Annotated in this window: 22 protein-coding genes; 20 read left to right on the plus strand and 2 right to left on the minus strand. The window is 39.4% G+C overall.

The genetic code is table 11. The features are described from left to right. Window positions 1-92: 92 nt before the first annotated feature. On the minus strand, window positions 93-1256 hold the full coding sequence (locus HMPREF9073_RS12970; protein WP_009414238.1) for a hypothetical protein: 1164 nt from the start codon (window positions 1254-1256) through the stop codon (window positions 93-95). Window positions 1257-1397: 141 nt separating this feature from the next. Here HMPREF9073_RS12970 and HMPREF9073_RS12975 point away from each other — a divergent pair, with 141 nt between their 5' ends. The 17 genes from HMPREF9073_RS12975 (at window position 1398) to HMPREF9073_RS13055 (ending at window position 19197) form a co-directional block, all read left to right on the plus strand. Next, window positions 1398-1844, plus strand: coding sequence for a 6-carboxytetrahydropterin synthase (locus HMPREF9073_RS12975; protein WP_009414239.1), 447 nt, complete (start codon window positions 1398-1400; stop codon window positions 1842-1844). A gap of 20 nt (window positions 1845-1864) precedes the next feature. After that, window positions 1865-2368 carry a hypothetical protein gene (locus HMPREF9073_RS12980; RefSeq protein WP_009414240.1) on the plus strand — a complete coding sequence of 168 codons (504 nt, stop codon included), beginning with the start codon at window positions 1865-1867 and terminating at the stop codon, window positions 2366-2368. Between the two features lie 23 nt (window positions 2369-2391). Continuing rightward, on the plus strand, window positions 2392-2889 hold the full coding sequence (locus HMPREF9073_RS12985; protein ID WP_009414241.1) for a hypothetical protein: 498 nt from the start codon (window positions 2392-2394) through the stop codon (window positions 2887-2889). A 4-nt stretch (window positions 2890-2893) separates the two neighbouring features. Continuing rightward, the gene (locus HMPREF9073_RS12990; RefSeq protein ID WP_009414242.1) at window positions 2894-3967 is read left to right on the plus strand and encodes a Fic family protein; all 1074 of its coding nucleotides are present in this window, start codon (window positions 2894-2896) and stop codon (window positions 3965-3967) included. Window positions 3968-4095: 128 nt separating this feature from the next. Next, window positions 4096-4872, plus strand: a complete 777-nt coding sequence (locus tag HMPREF9073_RS12995; protein WP_009414243.1) for a UDP-2,3-diacylglucosamine diphosphatase — start codon at window positions 4096-4098, stop codon at window positions 4870-4872. Between the two features lie 5 nt (window positions 4873-4877). Next, on the plus strand, window positions 4878-5930 hold the full coding sequence (locus tag HMPREF9073_RS13000) for a DUF4434 domain-containing protein (RefSeq protein WP_009414244.1): 1053 nt from the start codon (window positions 4878-4880) through the stop codon (window positions 5928-5930). 24 nt (window positions 5931-5954) lie between these two features. Then, on the plus strand, window positions 5955-6563 hold the full coding sequence (locus tag HMPREF9073_RS13005; protein ID WP_009414245.1) for a GAG-binding domain-containing protein: 609 nt from the start codon (window positions 5955-5957) through the stop codon (window positions 6561-6563). Between the two features lie 6 nt (window positions 6564-6569). Then, window positions 6570-6992, plus strand: coding sequence for a ribose 5-phosphate isomerase B (gene rpiB / locus HMPREF9073_RS13010; RefSeq protein WP_009414246.1), 423 nt, complete (start codon window positions 6570-6572; stop codon window positions 6990-6992). 270 nt (window positions 6993-7262) lie between these two features. Continuing rightward, a complete protein-coding gene (locus HMPREF9073_RS13015; protein ID WP_009414247.1) occupies window positions 7263-8624 on the plus strand; it encodes a hypothetical protein in 1362 nt (453 codons plus the stop codon). Window positions 8625-8663: 39 nt separating this feature from the next. Further along, on the plus strand, window positions 8664-9764 hold the full coding sequence (locus HMPREF9073_RS13020; RefSeq protein WP_009414248.1) for an imelysin family protein: 1101 nt from the start codon (window positions 8664-8666) through the stop codon (window positions 9762-9764). Window positions 9765-9849: 85 nt separating this feature from the next. Further along, a complete protein-coding gene (locus tag HMPREF9073_RS13025) occupies window positions 9850-11247 on the plus strand; it encodes a di-heme oxidoredictase family protein (RefSeq protein WP_009414249.1) in 1398 nt (465 codons plus the stop codon). A 320-nt stretch (window positions 11248-11567) separates the two neighbouring features. Next, window positions 11568-13703: a prolyl oligopeptidase family protein gene (locus tag HMPREF9073_RS13030; RefSeq protein WP_009414250.1), complete on the plus strand. Its 2136-nt coding sequence runs from the start codon at window positions 11568-11570 to the stop codon at window positions 13701-13703. Window positions 13704-13881: 178 nt separating this feature from the next. After that, entirely contained in the window at window positions 13882-15258 is a 1377-nt protein-coding gene (gene gldK, locus HMPREF9073_RS13035) for a gliding motility lipoprotein GldK (RefSeq protein WP_009414251.1), read from the plus strand. Between the two features lie 62 nt (window positions 15259-15320). Next, window positions 15321-15986, plus strand: a complete 666-nt coding sequence (gldL, locus tag HMPREF9073_RS13040; RefSeq protein WP_009414252.1) for a gliding motility protein GldL — start codon at window positions 15321-15323, stop codon at window positions 15984-15986. 36 nt (window positions 15987-16022) lie between these two features. Next, window positions 16023-17588, plus strand: coding sequence for a gliding motility protein GldM (gene gldM / locus HMPREF9073_RS13045; protein ID WP_009414253.1), 1566 nt, complete (start codon window positions 16023-16025; stop codon window positions 17586-17588). Between the two features lie 10 nt (window positions 17589-17598). Beyond that, window positions 17599-18501 (plus strand): gliding motility protein GldN, encoded by a 903-nt coding sequence (gene gldN / locus HMPREF9073_RS13050; protein WP_009414254.1) that lies wholly within the window; start codon window positions 17599-17601, stop codon window positions 18499-18501. A 369-nt stretch (window positions 18502-18870) separates the two neighbouring features. Further along, window positions 18871-19197 (plus strand): nucleotide pyrophosphohydrolase, encoded by a 327-nt coding sequence (locus tag HMPREF9073_RS13055; RefSeq protein WP_034555969.1) that lies wholly within the window; start codon window positions 18871-18873, stop codon window positions 19195-19197. A gap of 39 nt (window positions 19198-19236) precedes the next feature. On the opposite strand, the gene recA is transcribed toward HMPREF9073_RS13055, so the two are convergent. Next, a complete protein-coding gene (recA, locus tag HMPREF9073_RS13060; protein WP_009414256.1) occupies window positions 19237-20412 on the minus strand; it encodes a recombinase RecA in 1176 nt (391 codons plus the stop codon). Between the two features lie 208 nt (window positions 20413-20620). Between recA and HMPREF9073_RS13065 the strand changes: the two genes are divergently transcribed. The 3 genes from HMPREF9073_RS13065 (at window position 20621) to HMPREF9073_RS13075 (ending at window position 23256) form a co-directional block, all read left to right on the plus strand. Then, entirely contained in the window at window positions 20621-20941 is a 321-nt protein-coding gene (locus HMPREF9073_RS13065) for a hypothetical protein (protein ID WP_009414257.1), read from the plus strand. A gap of 76 nt (window positions 20942-21017) precedes the next feature. Continuing rightward, the gene (locus HMPREF9073_RS13070) at window positions 21018-22142 is read left to right on the plus strand and encodes a DUF2931 family protein (RefSeq protein ID WP_034555962.1); all 1125 of its coding nucleotides are present in this window, start codon (window positions 21018-21020) and stop codon (window positions 22140-22142) included. An 88-nt stretch (window positions 22143-22230) separates the two neighbouring features. Further along, a complete protein-coding gene (locus HMPREF9073_RS13075) occupies window positions 22231-23256 on the plus strand; it encodes a hypothetical protein (RefSeq protein ID WP_051046614.1) in 1026 nt (341 codons plus the stop codon). Window positions 23257-23309: the final 53 nt, after the last annotated feature.

The raw sequence follows: 23309 nt of genomic DNA on the forward strand, positions 1-23309 counted from the left end.
TTTTTTGTAGTTTTGCTTTTTATTCGTAATTTTGCAACAAAAAAGCGACTCATTTTCGAGTCGCTTTTTTCATTATTTGTGTATTGCAAATATTAGTAATTCAACTGATAAGTAGTAGTCATATCACTGTTATAGCTAATTTCAACACGAATATTATCTACTACTTGTGCTCCATTTTCAGTTTTAAATTTGAAAGTGTGGCGAGCTACTTTATTCACTGTTAAGTCGATAGTTTTACCATTCTTATCTTTCTCCACTTTTATAGGGATAATAATATCAAACACTTTTTCATCACTTTTATCACTTACCAATTGGTACTTTTTGCTCTTCTCAGTACCATTTTGAATGTTAGTGATAAGAGTTGTTAATTTTGTTAAATAATCAGCATCAGTAACAACTCCAAGACCTGTATTACTACCAGCTCTTGCATTTCGGGTTTCGTTGATAGTCTTTATAAAACCATCAGTATCAAAAGTATAAGTATAGTTATAAGTATAATTTAAAACAGTGCCATCTTCTGTTAAAACCATTTGTTGTAACAAGTTCTTAGGAGCCACTCCTTGTATCCAGCCTATTTGAAAATCGAAATATTGAGCATAACTAGTCACAGCATCCCCTTCAAAGTTGTACAACAAAAACTTATTTTTGTTCAAGTTGTTGTTATAAGAAAGCTGATTTGCAACCGTGGTAACTTTGCCCCTCCAATTTCTCTTTTCACTAATCTTAGTCAGATTGTCATTTGTCCACTCAAAATCACCTCTAGAACCTTTTGTCAATCGTTGGTTACTGTCGTAAGTTCCTAAACCTAACATATTACCAGCAGCGTTGAGTCCCACTTCTTGATTTTCTATACCTCCTGTATCTTCATTAGGAAAAGTTATTTTCACAGAGTTAGCTCCATAAGTAAATGTTTTTACATTATCACTTTTGCCCTCTTCCTTTCTAGTAATCTTTTTGATTCTTCCTTTTTCATCGTATTCATAAGAAAAGTTCAAAGTATTTGCTACAAATTTTTGACCGTTGAGAGAGGGTTCTAACGCACTTTCAAGAGAAGGGGCAGGAGCACCACCTGTATAGTCTATTTCCACTATGATAGATTTACAAGTAATTGTTTTTACTTTTTTAGTAGGCAAATAGTCACTTTGGGTAGTAGGGGTAGTACTACCATTACCGCCATTAGGAGGAGTATCATCGTCTTTACTACCACAACCTACAAGCATTGCCATTGCTGCGACACTGAATAAAAATTTTTTCATCGGAATTGATTTTTATAAAAATATGGGGCAAAAGTACGAATAATTTTGCTAATTCTCTAATTATTCACTACATTTGCACCAAAATAATGATTCATTATCAATTGTTAATTGTTAATGAGTCATTGTTAATTGTCAATTATTATGATTCGCATTACTAAAAAATTCGACTTTGAAGCAGGGCACGCGCTCTTTGGCTATGACGGCAAGTGCAAAAACCTGCACGGGCACAGCTATAAACTCTACGTAACGGTGATAGGCGAACCTATCAACAATCCTAACAACGTGAAAAATGGTATGGTTATCGATTTTGGTGACCTCAAACGTATCGTGCAGGAGCAAATTATCGATGCTTTCGACCACGCAATGGTTTTCAACGAACTCTCTCCTCACAAAGCCTTAGCCGATGAACTGCGCGCCAAGGGGCATCGCATTATCACGGTGCCTTATCAACCTACCAGCGAAAACCTCGTAACCGACTTTGCCCAGCGTATTGCCTACCAACTACCCGCTGGAGTAGCACTCTTTTCGGTACGCCTTTGCGAAACCGAAAGTTCCTATGCCGAATGGTTTGCTTCAGATAATAAATAAAATAAATAAAGACTAAAGCTATGGGGTGGTTTGATTTCTTAAAAGAAATGTTTGTATCTCGTGATAGTCGAGATGAGGCAGCTGCTAAAGCTATCCTGCGCAAGCGTTTTAACAATAATAAGAGCTTAGAAGAAGAAAAATACATCTATGATCATTGGAAACGTTTGCGTATTGATGCTGAGAATTGTGATGTATTAAATGAAAGAGCCACTTTTGACTTACAAAAAATTAAAGATGAACATATAGGCTATCATTTACACGAACAAATGTTAGCCGATGAGAATGTAAATTTGGTAAAGTTGAGTTGTTACGACAAAAGTTTTTCGCCCGCAAAAGCCTACCGTGTAACACTTATTGATTATGATGCAGCTACTGTGAGAGCTAAACTCAACGTACAAGGTTATATAGATGTGTTTATAGACCCAGAAAAACGCGGAAATTACTATGTTGATACCTCTTTTTTGAGTTTAGATCTTTCCATCTTAATAAAAATCTCTGAAATTCGTCAATCAATTAGGAGTTAACATATCAAAACAGACATTAAACTATGGAAAATATTATCATTATTGCAATAGCTTTATTAGTACTCTTTTGGTTTATCAAAAAGAAGACTAAAAAGAGAAAATCAAAAAAAATCTCTATAGAAGAAATTCGCAAATATTGGCGCGAAAAACGCATTCCTGCCGATGATTGTGAGGTGAAAGAAGTACCCGCTTTTTTTGATTGGAAAGCGTTGGATGACACTTCTTTCGATAGCAATTTCGGAAAAGCCAAAATAGTATACAGAGCAATGGCAGCTAAAGCTGTACTAACTGAAGATGAAGCTAAAGAAAATATGATACTCACACGCCTGCGTTGTTTCGACAAAAGTACTACCCCTATAGAAGTGTATGAGATTAATTTTGTCAATATAGATCTCGATATATTGCAAGCCAAACTCAACGTGCAAGGCTATGTCAACATCTATTTCAACCCCCAATCTTATCAACTTCATATTGATGCCGAGTTTTTAGAAAAAGACCTCTCTGAACTGATGAATCATTAAGATAATGAAAACAGATTTTACATTACCCTTATTACCACCTCCACCAGAAATTGAAACCCGTGAGATACTCAAACAACTCACCCTCTCTCATAGGCATTTAGCTGAACTGAAAGGTGTAGTAAAAACAATTCCTAATGAGCAAATCCTCATCAATACTCTTTCCTTACAAGAGGCAAAAAGCAGTAGCGAGATTGAAAATATCGTTACCACTCACGACGACCTCTATAAGGAAAACATTATGATTGACACCAACCCAGCCAGCAAAGAGGTACTAAATTATGCCAAAGGCTTGAAAATGGGTTTTGAGATTGTGCGCAATGAACGGTTGTTGCTCAACAAGCATATATTGTTGATTCAGGAGCAACTTGAAGCTAACAAGGCAGGCTTCAGAACGCAAGCAGGCACCAAGCTCGTCAATAGCCATAACGAGATAGTCTATACACCACCACAAGATAAAGACGAGATACTCAACTTAATGGCAAATCTCGAAAAGTTTATCAACGACCCTGAGTTTTCAGAACTTGACCCACTTACTAAAATGGCAATTATCCATTATCAGTTTGAGAGTATTCACCCTTTCTATGACGGCAATGGTCGTACAGGGCGTATCATCAATATTTTGTATTTGGTGTTACAAGGATTGCTTGACCTGCCCGTGCTTTACCTGAGTAGGTATATCATTCAACATAAAACTGATTATTACAAAGCTTTGCAAGGAGTGAGAACCCAAGGCGATTGGGAAACGCTTATTTTGTATTTACTCAAAGGAGTAGAAGTAACCGCTATTGAAACTATTGAGATGGTGCAAAACATCAAAACGCTGATGCAACAAACCAAGCAACGCTTGCGCAGTGAGCTACCCAAGATATACAGTCAGGATTTACTGAACAACCTCTTCAAAAACCCATATACTAAGATAGAGTTTTTAGCAACAGATTTAGATGTAACTAAACGCACTGCACAAAACTATTTAGATACGATTGCTGAAATAGGGTTGATTAGTAAGTTGAAAGTAGGGAAGTCAAACTATTATATCAACGAAAATTTGATAAAAGTACTCCAAAGAGAAAAAGTATAACGTGGAAAAAAAACGCCATTTTTTGCCACATTACTAGTAACGTGGAAAAAAAACGCCATTTTTTTCCATATCATATTCTTCATTTATACGAAATGGACTTTTTGTATAGATGATAAATTAAAGAACCAATGTTATCTATAGAATTACCCAAAGATAAAAAGATATACTTCGCCTCCGATAATCACCTCGGAGCGCCCACTGCTGCCGAAAGCAAACCGCGTGAAGCTAAATTTGTGCAATGGCTCAATACAATCAAAGCCGATGCAGGAGCTATCTTCCTCCTCGGCGACCTTTTCGACTTTTGGTTTGAGTACAAAACAGTTGTCCCCAAAGGCTTTGTACGTACTTTGGGCAAGCTGGCAGAACTGCGCGACAGTGGTATTCCCATCTACTTTTTTGTAGGCAACCACGATTTGTGGATGGACGATTATTTCCAAACCGAGTTGAACATTCCCGTATATCATCACCCGCTAGAAGTAGAATGTGCAGGCAAACGTTTTTTGATAGGGCACGGCGATGGCTTAGGACCTGGTGATAAAGGCTACAAGCGGATGAAAAAAGTTTTTACCAATCCCTTTTGCAAATGGCTTTTCCGCTGGCTACACCCCGATATAGGCGTGCGATTGGCGCAATACCTCTCGGTGAAAAACAAACTCATCTCAGGGGCTGAAGATGTACATTTCTTGGGAGAAGACAACGAATGGCTCGTACAATATTGCAAGCGCAAACTCGAGACCCAGCATTACGACTATTTTCTCTTCGGCCATCGCCACCTACCAATGACCATCAAAGTAGGGGAGGGGAGTACCTATATCAACACCGGTGACTGGATACACTACTTTACCTATGCCTTTTTTGACCCCCAATCCGGTGAATTGAAAATCAGAGAATTTACAAAAGAATAACACCTATGAAAAAAATCTTTCTCTTTATCCTGCTCTGTACTTTCAGCCTTATAGCTTGTAAAAAAGAGAATAACGAAGAAATAGTTTGCGTATATCCTCAGCAAACAACCCCAAAAACCCTTACAGGTACTTTTGTGCAGCTCTTTGGCAAAGGCGATTGGAGTGAAACACAATGGGATGAGCTCCTCACCGAAATCAAAGATTTAGGAATGAATACCCTTATTGTGCAATATACCGCATTCAAAAATCCTTCCAACGATATCACTTGGTTCAATTCGGCAAATGCGTTCACCGCTACCAAAAGCAAACACACCCTTGAACGTGTGTTGGCATCTGCTCAGCGAAAGGGGATAGAGGTGCATATAGGTTTACATTTTGATGATTCTTATTGGAAACATCAAACCGATGTAGCATGGCTACAAACACAAGCCAATTATTGTATTGCCATAGCCGAAGAAATTCAAGCACAGTTTGGCACACATTCTGCTTTCAAAGGCTGGTATATTCCGCACGAGCCTGAGCCCAATGTTTATAATACCGATGAGAAAGTACGCCTTTTTAGAGAACAATTTGTAGATCGCATTTCCAGCCGTTTGCACCAATTGAACAACAAACCTGTGTCTATCGCTGCCTTTTGGAATAGCTCACTTTCCACACCTGAGCAACTGCAACACTTTATGGCAGAATTAGCTAAAAGCAACCTGCAAATTATAATGTTGCAAGATGGCGTAGGCGCACAACACGTAACCCTTGAGCGCCTTGCAAGCTATTATGAGGCTACACAACGCGGACTCTTTGAAGAAAACAAAAACTATAAAGGTGTATTTTGGAGTGATTTAGAAACCTTTGCTTCGCCCAATGGTGAGTATCCTTTTGAGCCTGCCACTTTCGATAGAGTAAAACAACAATTAGAGACAGCCCTTTCTATTAAAAAGGTCAGTAAAGTAGTATCTTTTCAGTATTTTGATGATATGAGCACTAAGAGCCCACACAAAACCAAAGCCGATGCCCTGAGAGAAGCCTATAAGGACTATATCAAACATAAAAACTCACTTTAACCGTAAAATATTAATTAACTTTATATGAAACATTATTTTATTTTTACAGTAATTGCATTAGCAATATCCTTTGCCACAGGGTGTAAGAAAGACGATAGCACCCCCGAAACCACAAAAAAAGAGGCTATTCCGCACAAAGCGAATATCGCCTATTACAAAACCGATGTGAAAGATATAAGCACCTATAAAGAGCTTATTGATCAAACCATTGCCGAGTACAACACCTTGCTCGCTACTGTCGGAAAATTACCTCAATATCCTAAGGATAAATACAAATATGCTGGGCAAGATTACGCTTGGACAGAAGGAAAGAGAATCTCAAATGAACTCCTCCAAAATTATAACAATAAAAAGAGCAATATCGATGTAGCTTTAGCCAAAAAAACTTATGAAGATTTATACCAATACGGAGTGGTATATGCTCATATAGAACTAATGGCGCGCCAAGCTGAGGTATATCGCAAGGAATACCCTACCAATACCGAAATAGAAAAGCTTATTGAGAAAACTTTCGATGGTTTATATACAACCCAAGAGGGAAATGAGCACTTTATAAAATCAACCAATGAAGAAATTGTAGCAAACTACAACAAAATCATCGACATAGTAAACAAATTAAAATCACAACAATAAAATAAAATGAAAATAGCCATAGGGAACGACCACGCAGGAGTCGATTACAAGAACGCTATCACAGCCTTTTTAAAAACCAAAAATATTGAAGTTCTCAACTTCGGAACCGATACCCCCGAAAGTGTTGACTACCCCGATTTCGGTCACGCCGTCGCACAAGCCTTAGAAGAAGGCAAAGCCGACCTCGGTATCGTGATTTGCGGCAGTGGCAACGGCATCGCAATGACTGCCAACAAGCACCCCCACGTGCGTTGTGCTGTATGCTGGACAAAAGAACTTTCAGCTCTTGCCCGTGCCCATAACGATGCCAATGTACTCAGCATCCCTGCCCGTTTCACCGCCATTGAGCAAGCAGTAGAAATCGCCAACACTTTCTTAATCACCCCATTTGAGGGCGGTCGACACGAACGCCGTGTAAAGAAAATTTAAAATCACATCAAATACTTTGGCAAAGTCCAAGGACTTTGCAAAAGTCGATTACTTAGATAATCAATCACTTTGTAGGGACGTTTTGCAAACGCCCTTATTTACAAACGCCCATAAGTAGTCCTCCCACCTTCGAGATTCTCCGAGATTTTCCAAGATTCTCCTAAAATTCCACTCCCTCTAAAACCTTCTAAAAAAAATCTATAAATTATTTGGAAGTATAATAAATAAACTATACTTTTGCATCGAATTATTCTAAACAACGTGTTTTCGATGAAAAAGATAATGGCTATAGCATTGATTTCCAGCTTCCCTATGCTATTAAAAGCACAAGAAGTTACCGACTATAATAGTATGAAGGAAACAATCAAGCAGGAAATTCTTCAGGAGTTAAAACAAAAAGATTCTCTTGATAAAGAAAAAGAGAAAAAATCACTCCTCAGTTGGGATAAATTTTCTTTTAGCGGCTATGGAGCAGTAAACTATTACAATTATGGTACTTACGACTCCGATTCGCAAATCCGCGACAAGATAGACCCCGAGCGCCTCAATCTGTATATAGGGTATCGCTTCAACGACTGGATAAGTATGCGCTCTGAAGTAGAGTTTGAACACGGTGGCACAGGCGCAACTATGGAATACGACGTTCAAGAAGAAGCCGGAGAATTTGAACAAGAAATTGAAGCTGGGGGTGAGGTAAAACTCGAACAAATGTACCTCGATTTCCATCTCCGCCCCTATCTCGGCGTGCGCGTAGGACGCGTAAAACTACACCTAAATCTCGCCCAAACCCTTGACCGACCCATTGCTTACTTCACCACCCATAAACCTAATATGGAAAACGAAATCCTCCCCTTAGGTTGGTATGAAAACGGACTACAATTATACGGCACTTTCCTCAAAAACTTCAAATACGAACTCTCTTTTACTAACGGACTCGACTCTTCTGGCTTCAGCTCCCGTAACTTCGTAAAAGGCGGTCATCAACTCCGTTTTGAAATGGCTAATGCCGATGCTTGGGCTTACTCAGGTAAAATTGATTATCTCTTCGGAAAAAATAAACATACCTTTATAGGCGCTGGATTCTACTACGGTAACTCTAACCCCAATCGTTCCAAAAAAGATATTACTAAAAACGGCTATGTAACCCTCTTCACAGCTCACCTTTCTTACGACGAAGGTCCTTTGCGTTTTAATGCAGCCCTTATTTGGGGAACCGTACAAAACTCCGACCTTATCTCAGCGGCTAACCGTCGCTTGTCAAGCACTTTAGGCGTAAAACGTACCAATGTAGGCAAAGAGGCTATGGGGGTATCTTCCGAAATAGGCTATGATATACTCCACCTTTTCCCCACTCTAAACACTCAACAAAAACTATATCCTTTTGTACGTTATGAGTACTACGATACAATGCGAAAAACACAAGGAAACATCATTAGAAGTCCTAAATGGGAACGCAAAGCATTCACCGCTGGTCTCAACTGGTTTATCACCCCTCAAATAGTAGCTAAAGCACATTACGAATGGCGTACCTTAGGTGCTGATTTCTACGATATGACCCAAATAACCCCCGTGTATATGGGTAGAAAAATGAAAGAAAACACTTTCTCTGCTGGTATCGCTTTCTCTTTCTAACTCCTAAACAAGTAACTAATATCTAAATAAATAAGCTATATGAAATCCAAAATCTTAACACTCAGTACAATTGCAGCCCTCTTCTTCATTGGCTGTAACAAAGACGATAACAACGACGACGAACAACAAAAACTTGCTGCTCAAGTAGCTGCTGAACAAGCCGTAATCAACGATGTTGTTAATAATGTAATTGTCCCTACTTATCACGAATTAGATGCCAAAACCAATGCAATGGTTACCGCACTTACCTTTTTAGAAAATAATGCTACCAATGCCAATCTCACAGCAGCACGTGAGGCTTGGAAAACAGCCCGTACCCCTTGGGAACAATCCGAAGGCTTCCTATATGGCCCCGTAAAACTCCCTGAAGACCTCGATGAAGCAATGGATACTTGGCCTGTGGACGTTAATGCTATGAACAATATCATCAACGGAACAGCCTCTATCACCGCCGATGTAATTAAAAGTAACCCCGAAACACGTGGATTCCACCTTATAGAATACCTCATTTGGGGTGAAAATGGCAATGCAACAGCAGCTTCTCTCTCTGCTCGACAAAAAGAATATCTAAAAGCTGCTGCTGAAGATATGAAAAACAATACTGTTGCTGTACTCAACGGATGGACTAAAGGTCAAAAATATGCCGAAGACTTCTACAACGCATCTAAAGGTACCGGTAAATACAAAACAACTGCAAATGCTGTCTCCGAAATCGCATCAGGCTTATGGCATATAGCCAATGAAGTAGCAGCCGAAAAAATAGCCAACTGTTTCAACGAATCTGGTGACCCTCTATTTGATAAAGAAGAATCTCGTTTTAGCAACAATTCTAAAAAAGACTTCGCCGATAACATCCGCAGTATTCAAAATATCTATTTAGGCAAATACAACAGCAAACAAGGTAAAGGAATTTCCGACCTCATCAAAGCAAAAGACACTGCCCTCGATACCAAACTCAAAAACAAAATACAAGAAGCTATCGACAACCTCGAAGCCATCCCTGGCACTTTTACTCAGGCAATCACCAAAGGAAATGCAGCTGGTAATGCCGCTGTAAAAAAAGCCCAACAAACAGTATTTGAACTACGTGATATTATAGAAAAAGAAGTAAACAAATACTATGCAATCACTAAAGGTTAATCAAAACAACCGCTAATTTTTAAAACGGCAAAGAGAAACTTTTCTCATTGCCGTTTTCCTCATAGTTTAAAAAACTAACATTCCAATGAAAAAAATAATAACCACACTTACCTTTAGTACACTACTATTGATGAGTTGCTCTAAAAGCGATAGCTCCGATTCCGATGAGTATGAAGGGCTCACCCTATTAGACCTCAACGAACGTATCTATGCAGGAGGAGCTACTACTATATTTAGTGAAAATAGCTTAGCCTATAGTGTAGCAGCCCCTAACCTTACTGAAGCTGAAGACGATAAACACACCATTGGCGACCGCGCTTTCGAAACTACTTTTGTAACCAACCCCGCTCCTATCTACGGTGGTTTAGGACCTATCTTCAACAGTAACTCCTGCATCAGCTGCCACCCAGGCGATGGTAGAGCCGCATTTCCTACCGATTTAGAACGCTCACGTGGCTTCTTTATGCGTGTAAGTCTCCCCGGCACCGATGCTCACGGAGGCCCCTTACCCGTTCCTGGTTTCGGAACCCAAGTACAGAACCGAGCCCTCACTGGCTTCCAGCCCGAAGGTAAATACGCCGTAAGCTTTACCGATTCTATCGTCACCTTCCGCGACGGCTCTAAAGTAACCCTTAAAGTACCTCACTACACCCTCAATGGCGTAAGTGCTACCGTACCTCCTAATATTCTTATCTCTCCGCGCACAAGTATGCCCATCTATGGCTTAGGACTCTTAGAAAATATCCCCGAAGCCGATCTCAAAGCCTTAGAAGATGTAAACGATGCAAACAACGACGGCATCTCCGGAAAAATAAACTACGTGTGGGATGGCGTTCACAAAAAAAGAATGGTAGGACGATTCGGATGGAAAGCCAATACCGCTACCCTTTTAGACGAAGCTGCCGGATCTTTCTCAGGCGATTTAGGAGTAACAAACCCTTATTATCCCGTCGAAATAGGTAAAGGGCAAGCTCATTCCGATGACGGCAGAAACGACGAACCCGAGATGAGCAAAGAAATGGTTGATGCTACCGAGTTCTACCTCCAAACATTAGCCGTACCTGCTATGCGTAATGCCCATAAAAAATCAGTGCGTTATGGAGCATATATATTTGAGGGCATTGGTTGTGCCAAATGCCATACTGTAAAACAACGCACCCTCAATGCCCCCACTCCAGCCCTTGCTAACCAAACCTTCTACCCCTATACCGATATGCTACTCCACGATATGGGACCCGCTCTCGCCGACAACCGCCCCGACTTCTTAGCCAACGGACGTGAATGGCGCACCCGCCCTCTATGGGGAATAGGCTTACAGGAAATAGCCAGTGGGCACACCAATTTCCTCCACGACGGTCGTGCTAAAAACATCACCGAAGCTATTTTGTGGCACGGAGGTGAAAGTGAAAAATCCAAAAAAATATTCCTAAAACTCACCAAAAAAGAACGTGAAGACCTCTTAGAGTTCCTCAACAGCATTTAGAAAAACAGAATCAATAGAAGCTACCCCAAAACCCTAAAATTCACCTTTGTATCCCTACACTTTGGCAAAGTCTAAGGACTTTGCCAAAGTTGATTACCTAGATAATCAATCACCTTTAAAGTATGTTATGTAGGGGCGTTTTGCAAACGCCCTTATTTGTAAACACCCATAACGCCCACACAAAAACTTTTCAAACACCCTCCCACCTCCGAGATTCTCCAAGATTCTCTGAGATTCTCCCAAAACTCCTAAATCATCACAAACAATAATTTGCTTAATACAAAACTATTTAATAACTTTGCCAAAAAATATTTAATGATATGACCCATAAACTATTCCCCGCCGCACTACTACTATTAGTAGCCTGTAATCAAAACCCTAACAACCCTAACACCGAAAAAATGACTTACCCTCAAACCCGTACCGACAACACCGTCGATACTTATTTCGGCACCGAAATTCCCGACCCCTACCGTTGGCTCGAAGACGACCGCTCTGCCGAAACCGCCCAGTGGGTAAAAACTCAAAACAACTTCACCTTCGCCTATCTCTCCAAAATCCCCTATAGGCAAACCATTAAACAAAAACTCGAAAAACTTTGGAACTACGAAAAAATAGGCGCACCCTTCACCGAAGGCGACTACACCTATTATTATAAGAACAACGGATTGCAAAACCAGTCTGTGCTCTATCGTAAAGATAAAGACGGTAAAGAAGAAGTTTTCTTAGACCCCAATACCTTCTCAAACGATGGTACCACCTCTTTAGGCGAAGTAGCCTTCTCCGAAGATGGCTCTTTAGTAGCCTATCTCATCTCCGAAGGCGGTAGCGACTGGCGCAAAGGCATCGTCCTCAATGCTAAAACCAAAGAAGTAATAGGCGACACCTTAATAGATATCAAGTTCAGCTCTATTGCTTGGAAAGGCAACGAAGGTTTCTTCTACTCCAGTTATGATAAACCCAAAGGAAGTGAATTATCAGCTAAAACCGACCAACATAAACTCTACTACCACCAACTCGGTACACCCCAAAAAAATGATGCCCTCATCTTTGGCGGTACTCCTGCCGAAAAATATCGCTATGTATCAGGAGTAGTCTCTTTAGATGCCCGCTACCTAATCATCTCAGCGGCAGTAAACACCTCAGGTAACAAACTCTTCTTAAAAGACCTCAAAAACCCTAAAGCCCCTTTAGTAACCATTACCAACGATTTCAATGCCGATACCCATTTCATTGATAACGACGGATCAACCCTATTCTTTGAAACCAATCTCAATGCCCCTAACGGACGATTAGTGAAAACCGAAGCCGCCAAACCACAACCCGAACATTGGCAAGATGTCGTCCCCGAAACCAAAAACGTATTGAGTATCACCGCAACAGGGCATTATTTCTTCGCACACTATATGGTCGATGCCCTCTCGCAGATAAAACAATATAACTATAAAGGTGAGTTAGTACGCGATGTGAAACTCCCCAGCATAGGTACAGCCGCTGGTTTCCACGCCAAAAAACAAGAAACTCACACCTATTTCTCTTTCACCAATTACGCCTATCCTACCCAAATATACAAAATGGACTTAGCTACAGGCGATACACAGCTCTATTGGAAACCCAAAATCGCCTTCGATCCCAATAACTACGAATCCAAGCAAGTATTCTACACCTCTAAAGATGGCACCAAAATACCAATGATGATTACCTATAAAAAAGGAATCAAACACAACGGTAAAAACCCCACCTTATTATATGGCTACGGCGGATTCAACATCAGCCTAATGCCAACCTTCAGCGTCGCCAATGCCGTATGGATGGAACTCGGTGGTGTGTATGCAGTACCCAATTTGCGCGGAGGAGGTGAATATGGTAAACAATGGCACAATGCAGGTACCAAAATGCAAAAACAAAACGTCTTCGACGATTTTATAGCCGCCGCCGAGTACCTCGTAAACGAAAAATATACCTCCCCACAATACCTCGCTATCAAAGGAGGATCTAACGGAGGGCTACTCGTTGGCGCTACAATGTTGCAACGTCCCGACTTATTTAAAGTTGCCCTGCCCGCCGTCGGAGTACTCGATATGTTGCGATATCACACCTTCACCGCTGGTGCTGGGTGGGCTTACGACTATGGTACTGCTAACGATAGCAAAGAAATGTTCCAATACCTAAAAGCCTATTCACCTCTCCATAATGTAAAAAAAGGTGTCAGTTACCCCGCAACCCTCATCACCACTGGCGACCACGACGATAGAGTAGTACCCGCACACAGCTTTAAGTTCGCCGCCGAACTCCAAGCTAAACAAACAGGCAACAACCCTATCTTGATAAGAATAGAAACTAATGCAGGGCACGGCGCCGGAACTCCCGTAAGCAAAACTATTGAACAAAACGCCGATTTGCAAGCTTTCACCTTGTGGAATATGGGAGTAAAAAAACTAAATTTAAAAGACTAAAATACACAAAAAAATGAACTTTTCTTTTAATCTTTTTTTACATTTGAAGCCCTTTAATCCTTTAAAATGTAAAGATATTGTTAAATTTTATAGTTTATAGAAATAAATAGTGAATTTTTTTTGCGTGTGTAAAAAATTATGCGTACGTTTGCGCCCTAATTAAATGTGAATTTAAACAATGTTTATGGCAAGAAGAATAATCGTAGTGCTACTTGTGCTTTTAACAATGTCTGCTTGTAAACGCGGAAGTGGCGATGGCAAGGGAGAGCTCGTAGGAGTAAGAGGTAAGAGCTGGAAGCAACCTACCCCTTACGGAATGGCGCTCATCCCGAGTGGTTCTTTCATTATGGGTAGTTCCGATGATGATAAAACTGCGAGTTTAAACGCAACAATCAAAACTGTGAGCGTTGGTTCTTTCTATATGGATGAAACCGAAATCACAAATAGCGAGTACCGCCAGTTTGTCAATTGGGTACGCGATTCTATCATCCGTACACAATTAGCCGATATGGCTGAACAAACAGGCCAAGGACCAGGAAGTGGCGGAATAGGTGAATACGCCTATCTCGACGCCAATACCGAAAAAATGAACGCTTGGCAACAGTACCTCCAAAACACTTACGGTGATGATAAAGCGCGAAAACTAAACAAAAAAGTAGCCCTCATTTGGGACGTAAACAAATTCCCAGACGAGTACTACTCCGAAGTAATGGACAAAATGTATTTGCCCGAAGAAGAAGCTTACAACGGCAAACGCATTATGGACGTCCAAAAATTCGAGTTCAAATACCAATGGCTCGATATGGATAAAGCCGCTCGTAAGAGAGGTAACCGTAAAGACTTCATCAAAGAAGAAATCGTGAAAGTATACCCCGATACAACCGTATGGATTCGCGACTTCAACTATTCTTATAATGAGCCTATGCACAACGACTACTTCTGGCACGAAGCTTATAGCGACTATCCCGTTGTAGGCGTAAGCTGGATTCAAGCTAAGGCTTTCTGCGAATGGCGCACCTTGAACAAAAACTCTTATCAAAAATCCAAAGGTGATTACACCGTTAACTCTTTCCGCCTTCCTATTGAATCCGAGTGGGAATACGCCGCTCGCGGTGGATTATCTGGAGCAACTTACCCTTGGGGAGGCCCCTATACTTACGACGATAAAGCTTGCTTCCTCGCGAACTTTAAACCTATGCGCGGCGACTACGCCTCCGATAACGCTCTCTACACCGTAGAAGCTAAATCTTACGAACCTAACGGATATAACCTATATAATATGGCTGGTAACGTATCCGAATGGACTAACACCTCTTACGACCCTAACTCTTATGAGTATATGTCTTCTATGAACCCTAACGTTCTGGACGATAGCAACCGTCGTAAAGTAATACGAGGCGGCTCTTGGAAAGACGTCGCTTTTATGCTACAAGTAAATACTCGTGATTACGAATATCAAGATTCAGCTCGTAGCTACATCGGTTTCCGTACCGTCCAAGATTTTATGGGAGTTAGCGAAAAACAACAAGCTAAATCCGCAAGAGGTTATAGATAATAATCAAAAAAGTAAAACAAATCAAACTAATTTAACAACATTTATTTAATAATTAAAGTATTATGGCAGGAAGTAAAGTAACAAAAACAATTTTTCAATACGCTTATGGTATTGGTGCCTCAATCGTAATCGTTGGTGCCTTAGCTAAAATTTTGCACGCAGATATCTTAGGTATGAGCGGTAGTTTCCTTTTAGCAGTAGGTATGGGAACTGAAGCTGTAATCTTCTTTATGTCAGCTTTTGAGCCTCAAGAAGAAGATTTAGATTGGTCTTTAGTTTACCCAGAACTTAAAGGTGGCGCTCCCTTGTCTCGTCAAGGAGTTATGGCACAACAAAGCCAAGACGACAAACTCATCAGAGAGTCTTTGTCTGAAAAGTTAGACAATATCTTAGCCGAAGCTAAGATCGATGCAAACTTAATGCGTTCCTTGGGTAGATCTATCGAAAATTTCGCCGAAGCAAGTAAAGAAATCGCTCCTGTAACCAATACTATGGTGGCTACTCACAAATACGGAGAAGAACTTTCTGAAGCTGCTTCTAACTTAGAATCTCTCAACAGCCTTTACAAATTACAATTAGAAAGAACCGAAAGACAAGTGTCTGCACAAGCAGGAATTGCCGAAAATCTTGATTCTTTGAATCAACAGATGCTTTCTTTCAAAGATAACCTAAGATCTTTGAACACAATCTATGGAGGAATGTTATCTGCAATGAGCGGTGCACGATAAGAGTAATTATTTATTAACTTATTAAAAAAATAGCTTATGGCAGGTGGAAAATTAAGCAATAGACAGAAGATGATTAACCTGATGTATCTTGTCTTCCTCGCAATGATCGCACTCAATATGGGAAAACAAGTACTAGATGCTTTCGGGTTAGTAAATCAAAAATTTGAAGTATCAAATAAACGCGATACTCAGGGAATTAGCTCAGCAATGGACCAACTAGCGCTCAAAGCAAGCGAAAGTCCCGCTCAGTTTGCCCAAATCAACGAGCAATCTAAGCAAATCAAATCCATTTCCGACGAATTGTTCAACTATGTACAAGGTCTTAAAGATGGACTTGAAAAAGAAATCGGGCAAAGTGATAAAAAGGTAAACGAAAAAGATTACCAAGCAATGGATAAATCTGATTATACTGACCATTTATTCTTTGCTGAAGGTGCTACCGAAGGTAAAAAATTCGTGGAAAATATCAAAAACTATCGCGAAGCCCTATTAAAAATATTAGGTGATAACCCCGCTTATGCTGATATCGCTAAAAAAGTAAAAGAAAACTTTAATACCGATGCAGTAAAAGATAGAGATGGTAACACTGTAAAATGGTTAAATTTCAACTTCGAAGGATTCCCTTACATCGCTTCTTTAGCAAAATTCTCTATGATGCAATCTGATATCTTATCAGTACAACAAGAGTTCGTTTCTAAAGCGTTGGAAGGTCAATTGAAAACTCAAGTATCAATGACTAACTATACTACTTTGCTCGAGCAAGGTAAAGGTGCTTTCTATCAAGGTGAAAAATTCGACGGTGCTATCGTTTTAGGTAGAAAAGATCCTACTACCCGCCCTAACTCCGTAGAACTTTCATTAGACGGTAGAAAATTAGGACCAAGTGATTATACTATCGAAGATGGACGCGTAAAATTGAACGTAGGTGCAGGTAATGCCGGTGAACACAAAATTACAGGTAACCTCTACTTCGACGAAGATGGCAAACGTATCGCAGTACCTGTAGCTCAATCATTCTCTACCATCCCTAGACCTAACTCAGCAGTTATCTCTGCCGATAAGATGAACGTAGTATACCGCGGTGTTGATAACCCTATCACTATCTCTATGCCTGGTGTGCCTAACAACAAAATTTCTGCTTCAGCTCCTGGTCTTTCAAGATCTGGTAGTGCTTGGGTAATGCGTCCTGGTCAAGGTAAAGAAGTAACCATTTCTGTAAGTGGTGAAATCGATGGTCAACGCTTTAGCTCTTCTAAACTGTTCCGTATCAAAAATATCCCACGTGCCTCTGGTAGTATGGGTGGTATGATAGGAGATGCTAAATTGCCTAAACAAAACGTCGGTGTATTACCTGTAATGGCCGTACTTGAAGACTTCGATTTCGACTTGAAACTCCAAGTAAATGAGTTCAAAGTGTTTATCCCTGGTCAACCTAGTATCATCGTAAAAGGTGGTAAATTTAATGAACAAGCTCGCGCAGCCGTATCAAGAGCTAAACGCGGTGATAAGATACAAGTGTTTGACATCAAAGCTAGTATCGTTGGTAACTCAAGCTTGAAATTACCTCCAGTATCACCTATCATTATTGAAATAACAAACTAACAGAATTTTTATGTTACAATTGAAGAAGATTATAGTACTATTGATCATAGTATTTGCTTTTCAGATCTCCTCTGCTCAGGTAAATATACTTAATGCCAAAGTAGCTAGTGAAATAGGAGTAAAAACTGAAGCTCAAATACAAGCGGATAACGATAAGCCTCTCCCTTATGGGTATGTTGACGACCGCGACATCCTTTGGTCTGTAGAAGTTTGGGAAGTAATCGACCTCAACGAGCGCGCTAACTTTCCTCTCCTTTTCCCTACCGACACCTTGGAAGTAGATGCTTACCGTCGTTCCCTATACGATGTACTATTGAAAAATATCAAAAATGGTAAAATCAAGGATTTGTACGTAGATTCTTATTTTACTCAAACAAAAACCGCTGAGTCTATTCAGGCTTCTCTTTCTAAAATCGATACCTTAGACGAAGGTTACAACTTGCTCAACGCAGGTGAAGCCCTCCCCGATGAGTACATCACTCGTAGAAACTTAGAATCCGCCGATATCGCTCAGTATTATATCAGAGGTATCTGGTATTTCGACAAACGTCAAGGAGAACTCAAATATCGTTTGCTCGCCTTAGCTCCTGTAGCTCCCGATGTAAACTTTATCGATTCCGATGACTCTACAATGTCGGCTTTAGTACCTTTATTCTGGGTATTCTATCCTCAAGTGCGCGACATTTTGCACGAAGCTAAAACCTTCAACCGTAAGAACGACGCTCGCCCAATGTCTTTCGACCACTTGCTCAACGCTCGTATGTTTAGCTCGGTAATCTACCAAGAAGCTAACGTTTACGGCGATAGAAAAATCAAGGATTATATACCCGATAATGCTCTCTTACAACTCTTAGAAGCTGATAAAATCAAAGAAAAGATTCGCGACAGAGAGCAAGATATGTGGACAAACTAATTTTAAATTCACAGTTAGAGTATTTTTACAACAATTTTAGAAAAGCATTGCTCTCCCAAGAGCAGTGCTTTTCTAATTTAACGTTAGTTCAATATAACAGAACATTGATTTACAGATTTGTACCATAATATTCACAATACAATTCACCGTCAGGTGAAAATTCGTGAGATAATGTAAAGTAAAGGGTTTTTTAGAGCCCTTATTTCGTGAAAATTCGTGAAATTCGTGGGAGATTTAAAACATTTTACTGATTATTTAATAAATACTTACGTCGAACTCACGTTAAAATAAAGAGTTTTATGTACTCTCAATTTCGTGAAATTCGTGGGGGAGATTATAAAATCAAATTCATTCCAAAACAACAAAAAGATGAACATCAAAAATGCACAATTAGAAGTAGATAATTGGATTAAAGAACACGGAGTGAGATATTTCAACGAGCTTACCAATATGGCTCAACTCACTGAAGAAGTAGGTGAAGTAGCCCGTATCATTGCTCGCCGTTATGGAGAACAATCGGAGAAGGAGAGCGACAAACAGAAAGATTTAGGTGAAGAACTCGCCGATGTAGTGTTTGTAGTACTTTGTTTGGCTAACCAAACCGGCATCGATTTGCAAGACGCTTTTGATAAAAAAATGCTCCGCAAAACCGAGCGTGATCACGATCGCCATCACAACAACGAAAAACTTAAATAAACAAAAACTCAGGGCTCAACACCCTGAGTTTTTTTATAGCTATTCGTCGTCTTCTTCTAAAAGTTCATCGTCGTCAAACACTTCTTCCTCTTCTTCAATATCTTCAGCTAAATCCTTTTTGCCTTTGGCAGCAGCGCCTTTTTTGCCCTTTTTAGGTTTAGCAAATGGGTCGCCTCCAGCTTTCAACCACTCTCTTACTTTCTTTTCTATTTCCTCTACTAATTCAGGGTTGTCACGCAACAAGCTGAGGGTTGCATCACGGCCTTGAGCGAGTTTGCTATCACCATAGCTAAACCAAGCGCCGCTTTTGCCTATAATGTCGGAAGCAACACCTATTTCTAATAGCTCACTTTCTTTTGAAATACCTTCCCCGAACATAATGTCAAAATAAGCCATTCTAAACGGAGGTGCAACTTTGTTTTTCACTACCTTCACTTTGGTTTTATTACCTATAATATTGCCATCGCCGTCTTTGATAGCAGCACTACCTTGTGCACCGCCGTCTTTGCGTATTTCAAGACGTACTGATGAGTAGAATTTCAAAGCATTACCACCTGTAGTAGTTTCGGTAGGACCACCGTACATTCCTCCACCTAATTTATCGCGCAATTGGTTGATAAAAATTACTATACATTTAGCTTTGCTAATGCTACCCGTAATTTTGCGGAGTGCTTGCGACATTAGTCGTGCGTGAACCCCCATTTTAGAGTCGCCCATATCGCCGTCAATTTCGGCTTTAGGGGTAAGAGCCGCTACCGAGTCGATGATTACAAGGTCTACAGCGTTAGAGCGAATAAGGGCATCGGCTACTTCAAGGGCTTGTTCACCACTATCGGGTTGAGAAACGAGCAAATCTTCAGTATTTACCCCTACGTTTTTGGCGTATACAGGGTCGAAAGCGTGTTCCGCATCGATGAAAGCCGCTGTACCGCCTGCTTTTTGTACTTCGGCGATAGCGTGAAGGGTAAGCGTTGTTTTACCTGATGATTCAGGTCCGTAGATTTCAATCACGCGACCTTTAGGGTATCCGCCTACTCCCAAAGCAGCATCTAAGGCGATAGAGCCTGATGAGTAGACCTCTACATCTTCTATAGTGTTGTCGCCCAAAGCGCGCACAATACCCTTGCCATAAGTCTTGTCTAACTTAGCAAGTGTGAGCTTAAGGGCTTCTTTTTTCTGATCTTGAAGCGAAAGTTCTTTATCGTTTTTTGCCATTGATTGGATTTTTATTGTTTAGATGTTTATAAGTGCAAATGTACGAATATTTTATGAATTAACAAAATTAGGAAGTTTCAGTCTTTTTTTATACATTTGTCCGAAAATGTGTAGTATTCTATTTAACGAAATGAAAAAACGCTTATAGTACATATTATTTATGAGATTATTATCTGCCGTTTTCCTATGTTTATGCAGTTATAATTATATGAACGCCCAGCCTCTTTGGGAAGGTTTGAGTGTGGATAAGTTCTATAGAGAAAACAAAGAGATTTATCTACAAAGATTTGAAAATGGTATAAAATACTTCTCTGATAAAAAGGGAAGAGAAAATAATGGATTATCGCAAGGACAAAATACTTTGATTTATAAAAAAGATACTATGAAAATTTACATAGATCCTATACCATATCATCTTATTATGGGCATTAAAAGAGTTCATTTTCAAAAAGGGGAATATGTAATTAACTTAAAAAAATGTATTTTAGGCGATAGTCTTAAAATTAAAAATTTCCTTGTGATTGTTTAAATTATAGAAGAGAAGAAGAATAAAAAGTATTGATTTTTTGCTTTTTAGTTCTATATTTGCAGAAAAACCTATTCTTATGAAAAAACCATTATTATTTTTACTCTTAGCCCTGCAGCTCGCTAGCTGTCAAAACCATAATAGCAATAATAAGAATATGAATGAACAAGAATATGAATGGGGCATAGCGGTGAATACTCCCATAGGCTACCCTATACGTTTTTATGCCGCTATGGTAGGAGGAAGACCCATTGTAGGAGAGTTGTACACTGAAAAAGAAGAACCCGATTGGGGAAATGCTTTTGGTTATGAAAGCACTTCAATGGACAAACTACCTAAAAGCGTAGATATGGTATGGCTATCCTATAAAGAAGATTGCTTCTATAGGCTCAAAACGGCTATTGATTACGAAAAGATAGCAAAACTTTTTAGAGAAGGTTTTAATCAAAGAGTACCTAATGGAGAAGTAAGACATAAAACCTATGATACTATAGTAGTGGGTATTGCCCCTGGTGGCGTAGTAGTGTTATGGGCAGGTAGAGGTTATAAAAAAATTACTGAAATAGGAAGATACCAAGCCGAAAAAATAGATTTGAAAGAGCCACCTGGGTTAGATAGTCACGAACGCCTTATATTTAGCAAAGAGGATAGAGAAGAGGTTTTAAATAGTGACTTAACAATTCCTAAAGCGGTACGTGAAGCCAATAAAAACAAACCTATCCCCTTTGGCTTATGGGATAGTTATAGAAACCATCAATACCAATGGTTCCCTGTCTATGAAATTCCCAATGGAAAAATAGGTGATGTCAATTACCGCTATTGGAATGGAGAAGCTGGAGCTACCTTGTATACTGATTTCGCTTCCTATATGGGTAAAGAAGATTTCTTCTATTTAGAAGAACCTATTCAAAAACGTCCCTTGTTTAAAGAATTAGTAATTTGGTATAAAGCAGAAAACGGAGAAAAATATTTGGCTGAAGTAAGTTTTGATTGGGAAGCAGTAGTAGCAGCTTATCAAAAAGTATTTGGAAAAGAAGCCGCTCAAGTAACCGCTCACTTAGATATTCGTGTAAATCGCGCCAATACCTACCTCACCTTTCAATTGATAGGTGATAATGGCAAACAAACTTTTTTAGAACCTAAAAGATTAGAAATTTCAAAATTTACAGAGGAAGATATTATTCCTCCTACCCCTTTTGAATAATAAAAACTTGACTAAAACTATGCCACAGAAATTTGTAATAAAACCATTATTATTTTTACTCTTAGCAATATTCCTAATCTCTTGTTCTATGTTCACACCCAAAGACGACAATATGAAATGGACTGCCCAATACAACTTTATGGATTTGTACAAGCAAAAAGTATATGAAGGTTATTTTAATGCAGGGGTAGCTATTGAGGTAAATGGCATTGCAGTAATCAACAGCCACACCATTCTATTGGGAGCAGAAAAAGATTTGCGAGCTTTTGATCCTGAAATTTTAGAAAAACAAGCGGTGCTTTTTGTCTCTACCGACAAAGGTAAAACCTATAAGGAAATCCTCTTAGAAGGAAATTACTTTGATAGTTTTTACAAAACTGAGGACTACTGCATTATAAAGACTTCGGGAGAGCATCGTTTTATTTATCTATTTAACAATAAAACACTTAAAGTGGAAAAAATAGATGAGTATAATAAAAAATCAAATATATGGTATGGTATTTTTGACGGCAGATATATTATGTATGACAACAAAGAAAATAAATATGTAATGGATATATCAAACCGAAGCAAAATGTATGAAATACCCAAAGCAATTAAAAATATACCTACTTATCCTATCAATCAGAATGGAGATTTGATTTATATGAAAAACAATGATTTGTATATTTACAATATCATCTCTCAACAAGAGAAGTTATACAAGAAACTCAAAAATAAATATGACTATTTCTCTTCTATGGTATTTGAAGAAGATGATACTCCACTAACATTACAGCAAGTAAAGAATGAAGATGATGAGGAAAAGTATGAGAAAAGGATTTATAATTTAGATGAAGAATTGTTGTATGTTATCAATAAGGACAATAGGCGAAAACATTACAGATACAACAATTTTATTTGCGACTATTCTGCCTTAGGTACCTCCCCCGAAATTCGTTTTTCTTATGATTATGGCAAAACTTGGAAAACACATAATGTAAAAGGTTTTTCTATCTTACAAAGTACTTTTGGCTTTTATAAAGATGAATTTTTGGTAACCGAAGGCATATTCTTTCGAGGAAATTCACCCGAGAGTGGCGGGCGTATAATGGTAGGGGAATTTCAGAAGTAAAAAATAGTGCGAGCCGCATGAAAAGTCTCAAAATTGCTTTTGCATCATAAACT

This window comes from Capnocytophaga sp. oral taxon 326 str. F0382 (assembly GCF_000318295.1).
Lineage (GTDB): Bacteria > Bacteroidota > Bacteroidia > Flavobacteriales > Flavobacteriaceae > Capnocytophaga > Capnocytophaga periodontitidis.